The sequence below is a fragment of the Desulfonatronospira sp. genome, assembly GCA_003563255.1.
Classification (GTDB): Bacteria; Desulfobacterota; Desulfovibrionia; order Desulfovibrionales; family Desulfonatronovibrionaceae; genus Desulfonatronospira.
Window position 1 is genome coordinate 1 of record PWSL01000379.1, and the last position, 8,977, is coordinate 8,977.

At 43.8% G+C, this 8,977-nt stretch carries 7 protein-coding genes and 1 pseudogene; all 8 read right to left on the reverse strand.

The genetic code is table 11. The features are described 5' to 3' along the window. Window positions 1-276: 276 nt before the first annotated feature. Window positions 277-507 (reverse strand): hypothetical protein, encoded by a 231-nt coding sequence (locus QZP87_RS11075; protein ID WP_291322985.1) that lies wholly within the window; start codon window positions 505-507, stop codon window positions 277-279. Window positions 508-551: 44 nt separating this feature from the next. Further along, a complete protein-coding gene (locus QZP87_RS11080) occupies window positions 552-983 on the reverse strand; it encodes a hypothetical protein (RefSeq protein ID WP_291322986.1) in 432 nt (143 codons plus the stop codon). A 236-nt stretch (window positions 984-1,219) separates the two neighbouring features. Further along, the gene (locus QZP87_RS11085) at window positions 1,220-2,425 is read right to left on the reverse strand and encodes a glycosyltransferase family 4 protein (protein WP_291322987.1); all 1,206 of its coding nucleotides are present in this window, start codon (window positions 2,423-2,425) and stop codon (window positions 1,220-1,222) included. 16 nt (window positions 2,426-2,441) lie between these two features. Further along, window positions 2,442-3,698, reverse strand: a complete 1,257-nt coding sequence (locus QZP87_RS11090; protein WP_291322988.1) for an ATP-grasp domain-containing protein — start codon at window positions 3,696-3,698, stop codon at window positions 2,442-2,444. 107 nt (window positions 3,699-3,805) lie between these two features. After that, window positions 3,806-5,608, reverse strand: a complete 1,803-nt coding sequence (locus QZP87_RS11095) for an asparagine synthase-related protein (protein ID WP_291322989.1) — start codon at window positions 5,606-5,608, stop codon at window positions 3,806-3,808. A gap of 67 nt (window positions 5,609-5,675) precedes the next feature. Beyond that, window positions 5,676-6,644, reverse strand: a complete 969-nt coding sequence (locus QZP87_RS11100; protein ID WP_291322990.1) for a polysaccharide deacetylase family protein — start codon at window positions 6,642-6,644, stop codon at window positions 5,676-5,678. A 71-nt stretch (window positions 6,645-6,715) separates the two neighbouring features. Then, a complete protein-coding gene (gene xrtW / locus QZP87_RS11105; RefSeq protein ID WP_291322991.1) occupies window positions 6,716-8,269 on the reverse strand; it encodes an exosortase W in 1,554 nt (517 codons plus the stop codon). Window positions 8,270-8,487: 218 nt separating this feature from the next. Then, window positions 8,488-8,977: pseudogene (locus QZP87_RS11110) on the reverse strand (hypothetical protein); the annotation flags it as partial.

Sequence of the window (8,977 nt, forward strand, 5' to 3'; positions counted from 1 at the left end):
AATGACTCTAGGCCTTGGCCTGGAAGAGCCCTGGAAGATAGTTGATCAATGGCTGGACACCAGCAAGTCTCCGCATGATCTCCATATTCGTATCAGTGCTGACAGGGGTTCCAGATTCCCCCCTAAGCCGAACAGTCAAGTTTGTAATTAATTGACTGGATCAGTTATGGGGAAAAGTTGGATTTGTTGTCTTATGGTTATCAGCGTGTGAATGGAGATGAAAATAATTTCAAGATATTCGAGGCAATCAATTTAATCGCTTGAGAAAAATGATTTTTATATAGCATTGCTATGAGGCCGTGTCTTGAACAGCAGCAACAGGGCTGCTGAGACTGCAAAGGCCAGAAAACCACCCCTGGAACCAGTCAGAAGGATAATGAGCACGCCCATGCCAAAAGAACCCAGACAGGTCAGCCTTACCCAGAAATGGCTATCCCGGGGAATGAATACAAGGTTTAAAGGCAAAAATCCCAGGGTAAAAAATGCTATGTCATTGGGGTCGAACATGCCCCCAAATCTAAGCCGTCCCGCTTCATAATTGAGCAGGGAAATTAAAGAATAAAGACCTGCACCGAGACAGCCTGTAAAAGCACGATGTATAAACGCCGGACAGAACTGACCAGCTTGTAAAAGACAAAAAGATAAATGAGCACAAAAAGATATGTTGGAATAACAGCATGGAAAGCCATTCCTTTGTGGTGGGCAAAAGGAATTCCCAGGATCATGACCAGGATTAATGCCATGTAGTACTTGATCTGACGCTCCCGGAACAGCGGTGGGCCAGGCAAAGCTTGCAGGTACAAAATCACAAATCCCATGGTCAGAATTCCCATCAGCATTGCCGGACGGAACTGACCCAGCACAGGAAAAAGATCCTGCGGCCGGGCTAAGAGTACAAAAGTCCAGATGCAGAACAGGAAAAAGACAAACGCTGTTCTTTCTTCAGGTGGGTTATTTGCTTGGATGGTGTTGACTGATTGCATGGTGGTTCAGTTGGCTGTGTTCGTTAAGAATGACTTAGAGACTGAGAGACTCAGGGACTAAGGGCTTGAAGAACGACCAAGAGACTGAGTGATTTAAAAACAGTCGACAGTGTCAGTGACAGTGACTGTGGGTTGATCAGTCGGCAGCGTCTGTGTCTGATATGAGAAAAAGCATTAAGGTGTGAAGGTAAATCATCGTTTGCTGCAATTAAAGATAATGAAATGATAACAGATTGTTATGTGAACTTCTTATCAGGAATTCTAAAAAGTGCTTCCAACGTTTGGCCTGCTTTTTCCCATGTATAATGCTCAGCAACCAGCTTGCGGGCGGCTGTGCCAAGTTCAATGCAAAGCTCTGGATTATCCAAAAGTTTGATTATCGCTTCGGCAAATTCTGGACCAGTCTCAGCTCTTAAATAATGTACACCAGGTTGAGCCTGGATCGCCTCCATGCCGAGAGTTGTAGAGATAACTGCCCGCTGCAGAGCAAAAGCTTCAAGCACCTTATTTTTTATTCCACTGCCGATTTGCATGGGGTTGACCATAATCGGGACACTGGCTGCAAAACCAGGCAGGTCATCCACAAAACCTGTCAACTCTATACCTTTATGTTCATGAGCTGCTTGCTGCAACCAGGTTGGTGGGTTTTTCCCCACAATATACCAGCGAATATCCTGCTCCTTAATCAGTGGCCATACATGTTCCAAAAAAAATCTAATCGCAGTAGAATTTGGTGAAAAGCTTAAAACACCCCAGAAGATGACTGCTCTTTCCTGGCTTATTCCGATCCCTTTTTGATAAGGCATGTCAACGCCGTTAGGCACCAGATATATATTATCTTTATTCCTGTTCCTTTGCAAAAGACAATGCAGATCAGCTGGTGAGACAACAGTGACTGCATCAAATTTATCAGAAACATTGTGCTCAGCTCGCTTTGCCCTACACAAATAAATATTTCTTCGCAACCACGCACCAGTGGAGGCCATTGGCTCAAGACCAAACCTCCTCTCGCGAGTCAGAACGCTACTGTCACAGATATCCAGAATTTTACGGCCAACCGAAATCCCCTCCAGGTATTGAGCCATCCCAATACCACAGATGAGAACAGCGTCAATTTTTTCTTTTATAACTATGGAATAGATTTCTTTGCGCACCCGTTTCCAAAATTCCGGATTAAACCTTTTTGCCAGATGGCATTCTAAAGGATAAAGAAAGCGCTTCCATGAAACCTTTCCATCCATAGCCGATAGATGCCAGGTTTTTGCGAACACTTCATTAAGGCCGGAATTGTCGAGTTTCGAATTTACATGTTGTCCAGGGAAAAAAGCAGCAAAACAAGTATGTCTTTTAGAAAGCTCGCGGCTCAAGTGAAATACCCTTAGTGTATGGCCGCATTGAACAGGAAAGGGGGATTGACGATCTAATACCAATATTTTGGTCATAAAAAAGTACCTATGTTTATATTCTCTTCTTGATATACCTAATGACCTTCTTTAAAAAAATAAGTCCATTATTAAACAAAATAGCTCCACTTAATTTAATGTCTTTGGAGTTCCAGTGATCGATTATTACAGGCTCTTTTGATGAAACTGCATGAATATAGCTTTTAATTATTGACTTTAAACTAATGTGACCGCGCATCGCATTAACTACACCGTCAGTTATATCTCCAGGATATCTCAAACTTTCAAAATACGTGGCTTTTGGGAAAAAATCAGGTGGTTCATAATTAACTCCCAGAAGATCTGCTGCATAATAATATCCATACTCATAACCTGTTCGACTCAAGAAATATGAATAACCCGGCAGTCTGGGGTTGATTTCGGTCAAAAAAAACTTCTGTGTTTTACGATCCATGACGTATTCAACGTGCGCAAAACCTCTCCATCCTATTGACTCCAGAACTTTCCTAGTAATTTCAATTAACTCTTCATTTTTTTCAATGGTTCCCGCATATAAGCGACTGGTTGGAGTGCCCTCAAAGTTCAAAGAGGTTCTTAACCTCTTGATAGTTAAAGCTGCTCTGCAACATCCATTTTGATCATAAAATACATCGCAGCTCCAGTTATCCTCCATTCTAGAATCGATCCATTCCTGTATAATTAATCCAGAATCATTCAAGGAGAATTCTTTTTTATTGATTGTATCATACAGAGTTTTAAAAGCACTGACAGCTTTTTCAGGAGAAAAAACGCGAATATAATTACCTCCTGCCAGACGCGTTGGTTTAATTATGACTGGAAATTTAAAATTTTTTATTTTTCTTGATACAGATGCTTCTGAATCAACAGCTATGGTTTTTGCAACAGATACATTCAAAGACTTGCATAATTGATGACATTTCCACTTATCAAATGCTTGATAAAGCACATTTTCGCTTACTATGTTCAGTAAAAATCCTTTATTTTTTAATTTTGAGCTATATGCACTTAAAAAATAAATACTTAAATCTCCAGATGGTACAATAACTCCTCTAAATGGAAGAGAGGTCAAAAAATAAAAATATTTATCAAAACCCTGATTTAAAGGAGGTGACTGAAAATAATAAACCAACCCTGAGGAATATTTGGCAGGACATCGCTTTTGACTGCTCAGACCTACCACGTTCAAGCCATGTCTGAATAACGAATGAATCACACCTTCCGCGGTTCGTGTTTCGCAATCCATAAGCATTACGTGGCGTTTTTCCTGAATGGTAGAATCCATTGTTTTCATGTTTCAACTGATTCTGCGGATTTGCAATTATCAATTTGTCTGTAAGATTCACGGGGATCATGGATTTAAAAAAAATTCTTTTTGGAACCGGGAAAGACTGGATCCCTCTAATCATAATCTCCCAATACGCGCAAACTCTCTTCTAAAGTCATAAACCACCACGTCAATTGACAAGAGGCAGGGTCATTGGCAAGCAAAGACAGGTCAAGCTTGAACGGCATAAACTGTTTTAACCGGGATTTAGAAAAGTAAGCGTTCCGCCGGAATTCTATCAAGTCCTTGTTGATCCAGCTGAGTTCGGGTGAAGGAAAACCTAGCTTAGGCATTTTAGAGATTTTTTCGTCTACAAGATTGTCGCAAAGCCTACGGAGAACAGGCTTGAGAGTTGCGCCATGGAAACGTGCTTCGTCTGGCAAGATCTGTCCTAAATTTATTACCGGATCAGTGAGATAAGGGTAAAGCAACTCTGCTCCTGTGTTCGATGATAACCTATCATTTCTTTGCATCATAAAATGTATAAACAAACGCAAGTTAGTCTCAATACAACGGCCGGTGTGCTTTTGCGAACAAAGGGGCGCGCGTTCAAAAAGAAGGTTATTTGGCGCCACATCCTTAATTCCCATTTGCGCGAGTATATTTGTTTCCCTTGGTTTGTAATCAACGTTATGAAGGCGCCGGATGAACCAGTCAATGTCATGTGTTAGAAGATTGGCAAGATGTTTAAATTTTTTGCGACCAGTCCGACTAAGGCATTTTGCAGAGATTTTGCTGATTGGTGAAGGGATTTTGCAAAGTTTAGAAATTTTATATTGGAGATTTATCACAGTGCGAAGAGTGGGACTGCCAAACAGGAAGTCAGCCCCATCACCACACAAAATGGCGTCACAGCCCTGAATATTGTTCAAGAGATGGAGCAATACAATATTATTGAAGTGACGACACGGCTCCTGTATACGAGAATTAACAGTCTGGAATAATTCTGGAATTAGTTTTGGACCAAGAGAAACTATTTCATGTTTGATCCCCAATTTCCCGGCTACTAGTCTTGCTCTTTCTAGTTCCGGGTTGGTGAAATTTTCAATCGCAACAGAAAACGCGATACACTCTTTAAAATATTCTCTACTATAGGCTACAAGCAATGCTGAATCAATTCCACCACTCAACGGTATGGCAACTCGTTTAAATGTTTTTGCCATCTGAGATATGGATTTCCTTAAAGCAGCATCGGTCTGCTCTACCCATTGCCGGAAGTCAGGTGGTCCATCGAGCGCTTCGAATTTTACTTTATAATACCGTTGCTGTTCGCCAGGATTCCCGTTATTGTCAATTGTCATCAATGATGCAGCAACTAGCTGGCTGATCCCAGCATACAAGGACTCTTGTCCGACAATGGCGCGTAGACTTATTGAATCTTTCAGTCCTGCTTGGTCCAATTTTATTCTTTCTATCCATGGAATCAATAGTTTTATCTCGGAACCACCTATTATATCCCCTTTTGCTTCGACTTTAGAAAAGTAAAGAGGTTTCGATCCCCACCTGTCTCTAATAAGGTATGCGATGTCGCGTTTAGAATCCCTGACCAAGACAGCAAATCCTCCATCAAGATCAGCCAAATGTTCCAGACCCTTTTTTTGCCACCACTGGGCAAACAACGCCGCATTTTGGCTATAGCTATGAAATAAACCTTCCTGCGTATCGCAGAAATAACCATCGAGAAATACTTCAATGCCTGAACCAACGAACCAGGATTCTTGATGCAAGCTGCGATGATATATTTCCCAAGGCCCGGCAATATGAAGTATTGTTTTGCCGAAAGTGCGATTTGAGAGCTGTTTTTTTAGGTAAATATCTAAACTACTCGATATAGGGAGGCCATTTTCTGGCCTGCGGCGAAAGAAGAAAGCAGACATTTCTTTTCCTTTCTTCGAATATGTAGAATGCGAAAGTCAAACTCAGCAAAATAAGTTGGAGGGTGGTTTATATGCTAATATGTTCTTCCAGCTCAACTAGGGATATGCTCTCAAAACCATCTGCTATGGCAAATTTTAAAAAGGCTTCGATTTTTTGAAGAAATATTCTCTCATCAGAGAATGTTTTTACGAATGGTCCCAAATTTCCTTTCAGGCTTGTTGAATGAAAAGTAAGGTTTATGAAGGGGTAATTGTTTTTCTTCATTCTTTTTGCCAACTTGATCATGTCAGAAGTTTTCGTTAATTCAGGAGATAGCCAAATCATGTTCAACAACCTCAGCCTTTCAAGAATTCCTGCAACATGGAGTCTTTTAAACCAGTGCGAGTTCAGTGACCTTAATCTTCGCAGAGAAAGCTCAAAATCAGGCTGTAAAAAACCAATAGTTACGGGAACCTCCAGCAAAGGGCCTGCTCCCTCCTTGCTTTCCATGCCCCTGGAATTAAACTTGAATAAATCCGGCTTGAATGCAGTAAAGTCAGGTCCCTGATACTTTTCCCAACTGACAAAAGGTGTCACTGATGAATCAACACGATATCCAAGCAAGCAAAGTGACTTAGCCACGGCGGGACCAAAACCCCAGCGCCCGGCTCGGAAGGAAAACGGCACAATGCCGAAGCTTTTGCAAATGGTCTCATGAAGCACCGTCATTTTTTCATGAATTAGCCCGTCTGGAAGGTTGCAGAGCATGGTATCGCGTTCTATTATGACTGCTTTCTCGTCAAATGGAGGCGTGTTCCAGGGATGGCAGTGCATGCCGATCTCGCACTTTCCCTGTTCCAGGATTTTTTTCAGGATAGCCACAGATAGGGGATTGGTAGCGACCGGGTAGCTTACCAGATAAGTGGGATTTACCCCGTAGTTATCGAAGAGGCGCTGCAGGTCTGGAATCCTCTCTATGTTTGATACCGGGTTGTCTGTGGCTGAATATCGGTCCCAATTGTCTTCTTCAGTGTCTATGGTGATGATTAGTTTCAATTTGGTGCATTGGAGATTTGTGTATTGGTTTAGGGGTTTTATCCAATCAGCTAATCAACTAATATTTTCAATTAACTTCGACCTGAGAGATGGGTCTTGATCAAAGGGACAGCTTCCTCCAGAAAATACATGATTCTGTGATCTGAGCCTCTGGCCCGGATGACCACTACTGCAGCGTTGTTTTTTCGCTTGAGAAGAGTATCCGTAAAGGTAAAGAACTTGCCGGCATATTGATTCCTGATGATCCTGTGGTCCATCTGATACCAGAAATAAACATCACTCTCACTGGACTGATGGCTTCTCCTGCTTTTGTTGATGGCAATTTTATTATCCGACCCTGCAACCTCCTGTCTGGAGACCTGCCGGTGCATCCAGGACCGGCGATAATCAATAATTTTGCGCTCCCTGTCCTGGATGCCGAAGTACCCGATATAAAGCTCTATCCTGTTGTTCTGCCCATCTTCATAGACCCTCATGAGCTCCTCGTGGGCCGGGAAAGGCCTGAGACGCTGGTCCAGGTCATCAGTTTCCCAGGCAGAAAAACCTGCCATATGACTTGGAATGAGAGTCAAGGGACTCTCCAGTTCCACATACCTGGGATGATAATAATGCACCAGGCCGAGAGTCAGGGCTAGGACCGGGATAACGAACAGATAGGAGGCAAGACGTTTTCCGGAGAAACTCTTCTGCTCAGGGTCTGACGATTCGAACTGCTGCTGAGTCTTATCAGGAGGCGGACTGTTGTCCTCTTGCGTGCGCCTGTTTTTGTCTGTCCTGTTCAGGACCATGCTGAAGAGGATCATTACACCGAAACCAAAAAAGAAAATGACTGAAGCGGCAAATGTCTCATAAGGACCGTGCAAACTCGCTCCCTCATCATAAAGGGCATATATCCCGATCATGGCTACCCGCATACCGTTGACCACGATTCCGATGATCAGGGCCGAGGAGATCAGAATGATTTTGCGGACCAGGGTGGACTGGGTCATAAAGGCCAGTGGAACCGCCAGGGCAAGAAGGGTGACGATCTGGTTGACGCCGCTGCACCCGCTGACCACCAGCAAGGAAATATGAGGCATCATTATCAGGATTTCGTCACGGAAAACCGAAAAACCCGCAGCCCTTAAAAGCAAAGTCGAGATCCAGGCTGTAATCTGCTGGAAATAAATGGCGAAACTGCCCAGCAGATAATCTATGCAGCCGGTCAAAAATATGAGGTAGCTCACCGGTAGGAACAGATACTTGAAATAGGAAAACCCGCCCAGCAGCAGGATAACCCCCAGCAGTACCGGAACAATTGAAACCTGCTGAACCAGGATAGTGCTGCCGATCTTACCGGCGAACAGAATAAAGCATCCAGTTGCCAGCACCAGGGTCCCGGATACCAAAGCCGGTTCCGGCTGGAGGCTGCGGATATTGCTTCTTTGAATCCATATCAGGTACAGGCTGACTGCAATTAAGAGTGGAAAGTGGGCCCCGCCCAGTGTATGCCACTGTCCTAAAATATGGGATATGGGTTCCTGATAGAGCAGGGCAATGAAAGTGATCGGGAGCGAGTAGAAGAACAGGTGCAGCAGAGTGACCTGGATATTGATGGAATGTAAAGTTAATGTGTATTTTGCCATATGTGTTGTTTGATTATTGGTTTTTGTGTCAGAGTCTGTGACTGTGCCAGTGTGAGTGACTGTGTAAGTTTCAGCTAAGAAGGAAGAGTATCTCACGCCCGTTCGAAGACTCACTAAAGCCTGTATAGTTTGAAAATTAGAGTATTGGGAAATTGGTTAAGAAAAAAGAGCTTACTTCCACTAATCCACCCCGTAAATTCATGGGAAAGTATCTTTACTCAGGCATTGATTGTTTGGATGCTACCGAAGACCTTTTTGGCTTCGGTTGCAATGTTCACGGCCATTGCCTCACTCACGCCGGTATGCGTGGGAAGGGTGACCAAAGTGCGGGCGATGTGCATGGCTCCGGGAGTCTGCACGTCTAGATCAGCCAGCTCAGGTCTGAGGGCCTCCAGGTCGCACAAGGCCCTGGGATACATGCAGCGCACGCCAAGACGGACCAGATCGTCCACCCGGTCCTGCTGTTCCACCAGGAGGGGATAGCGGAAAGGGGGAAACGTTACACCTTGAGCATCCGTTTCCACGCCAAAGGCTTTGTTATAAATTTTCGCGATGAGTGAACGGTGCCGGTCAAGACGGCCCAAATTATCCAGGGCTGAGTCTCCCAGGCATTGATACGCCAGGGACATTCCAGCCACCTGGAATCCAGGATCATAAACGGTGCGGCCAAGGCCCAGGGGCAGTTTTTCCAGGGACCAGTAAAGTCCG

What these genes read in the sequence shown, in the direction of transcription:
- QZP87_RS11075 (WP_291322985.1), bottom strand. Translation starts at nt 507, where the DNA reads ATGTTCGACCCCAATGACATAGCATTTTTTACCCTGGGATTTTTGCCT.
- QZP87_RS11080 (WP_291322986.1), bottom strand. Translation starts at nt 983, where the DNA reads ATGCAATCAGTCAACACCATCCAAGCAAATAACCCACCTGAAGAAAGA.
- QZP87_RS11095 (WP_291322989.1), bottom strand. Translation starts at nt 5,608, where the DNA reads ATGTCTGCTTTCTTCTTTCGCCGCAGGCCAGAAAATGGCCTCCCTATA.
- QZP87_RS11085 (WP_291322987.1), bottom strand. Translation starts at nt 2,425, where the DNA reads ATGACCAAAATATTGGTATTAGATCGTCAATCCCCCTTTCCTGTTCAA.
- xrtW (WP_291322991.1), bottom strand. Translation starts at nt 8,269, where the DNA reads ATGGCAAAATACACATTAACTTTACATTCCATCAATATCCAGGTCACT.
- QZP87_RS11090 (WP_291322988.1), bottom strand. Translation starts at nt 3,698, where the DNA reads ATGAAAACAATGGATTCTACCATTCAGGAAAAACGCCACGTAATGCTT.